The following is a 1,535-nucleotide window of genomic DNA, read 5'->3' on the forward strand; positions in this document are numbered from 1 at the left end:
CACACGGCCCATACCGCATAACCGCAGGTAGGGCGGGTTTCTGGGCACCCACAAGAGTTCCGCTTCAACGTGTAAGACCCCAGTTCAGCGGCCTGTTTCCGGTCCTCGGCACGCAGTGAGTACGCAGTAGATCCCGCCGAGGAGCGGAACAAGGGGTCCGCGGCCTTGCGCGTCCGATCGTCGGCGTCCGGCCAAACCTGTCGAACTCGCTGACCACACTGTCCCAGTCGCAGGGGGCCGACGACCTCGCCTCCCTCGTTGATGAAAGACTCAGCGCCGCAAGCTTCTTCACATCCGGCCTCTCATATCCACGAGTCGACGAGATCAGTAGAGGAGATCCACCAACCTCGCGCTGTCCTTGGTGCTGCCCAAGTACCGACGCGCCGAATTCATGTGTGTTCGCCAGGCCTTCTCCGCCTCATCGGCGTCCCCTGCACGTATCAGTTCGACGATCTTCTCGTATCCACGCAGGGCGCGCCTGTTCGCTTTCCGGATCGCGTCGTTGTCAGGATCTTTCCCCTCGAGATGTTGGGCGAGTTCACGCTCGACGATCTCCGAGAGCATGCCGATCACTGCTGCGAGCGTTCGGCTGCCCGACAGCTCGACAAGTTGGACATGGAACTGCGCGGCCGCTGAACTGAACGCCGGTGGATTGTCGAATACTGAACGCAAGTGTTCGATCGCCCCATCGAGCGCTTGCAGTTCCACGGGCGTCGCAGACAACGTCAGTAGCCGCACAGCATGAGGTTCGATGACCATACGAGCGTCCCACACATCCGCGACGGCGGTGCCCGCCAATGTCAGCAGCAAACCGAACAGGTCAGCGGCTGCATCCGGGCCGGGGACCGTCACTCGCGCACCACCTGGAGGTCCTCGGCGGATCGTGACGAGAGAATCGCCCTCGAGTAGACGGAAGGCCTCGCGCAGAGTCGGACGTGACACCCCGAACTGCTCCATGAGCGCCGGTTCCGGGGGAAGCCAATCGCCATCCTGAAGTTCGCCGCGTGCGATCATGCGGCGGATTTGCTGCGCCACCTGGTCGGACATCTTCAGTGGGCGAACGCGATAATGACCGCTCTTGGCGGCGAATGAGTACCCTTCGGCCACGTTCAGACTCCTTTCGAGTGCGCCGCTGATCCTAGACCCCTCGAAGAGGTCGGTCGGACACCAACCCGTAGTGGTGCTTGACGCGAGAGTATATATAGATAATCTATATTGAAATCGGATTCGTCGAACAGAGGGTTTCATGGATCTTCGCTTCAGCACCGAGGACGGCCGGTTCCGCACCGAAGTGCGATCCTGGTTGCAGGACAACATCCCTACCACGTCCAGACCACGCGATCCGCAAGGTGCGCGTGAGTGGGACTTGGCCTGGCAGCGAACGCAATACGACGGTGGGTGGGGCGGAATTGCATGGCCCCACGAATATGGCGGTCGAGGACTGCCCTTGGTACGTCAACTCATCTGGCTCGAGGAGTATGCGGCCCTCGGCGGACCGGACATCGGCTGCTGTTTCGTCGGTATGAATCACGGTG

2 protein-coding genes are annotated in these 1,535 nt (G+C 61.2%); one reads left to right on the top strand and one right to left on the bottom strand.

Features of this window, described 5'->3' with window-relative positions:
- Window positions 1–324 precede the first annotated feature (324 nt).
- Window positions 325–1,107: a FadR/GntR family transcriptional regulator gene (locus tag WAW17_RS22820; RefSeq protein WP_422335187.1), complete on the bottom strand. Its 783-nt coding sequence runs from the start codon at window positions 1,105–1,107 to the stop codon at window positions 325–327.
- Window positions 1,108–1,246: 139 nt separating this feature from the next.
- On the opposite strand from WAW17_RS22820, the gene WAW17_RS22825 reads away from it, so the two are divergent.
- Window positions 1,247–1,535 (top strand): acyl-CoA dehydrogenase family protein (locus tag WAW17_RS22825; RefSeq protein ID WP_422335188.1); only part of this gene is annotated, 289 nt, incomplete at its 3' end.

The organism is Rhodococcus sp. (in: high G+C Gram-positive bacteria), assembly GCF_049286785.1.
Lineage (GTDB): Bacteria > Actinomycetota > Actinomycetes > Mycobacteriales > Mycobacteriaceae > Rhodococcus_F.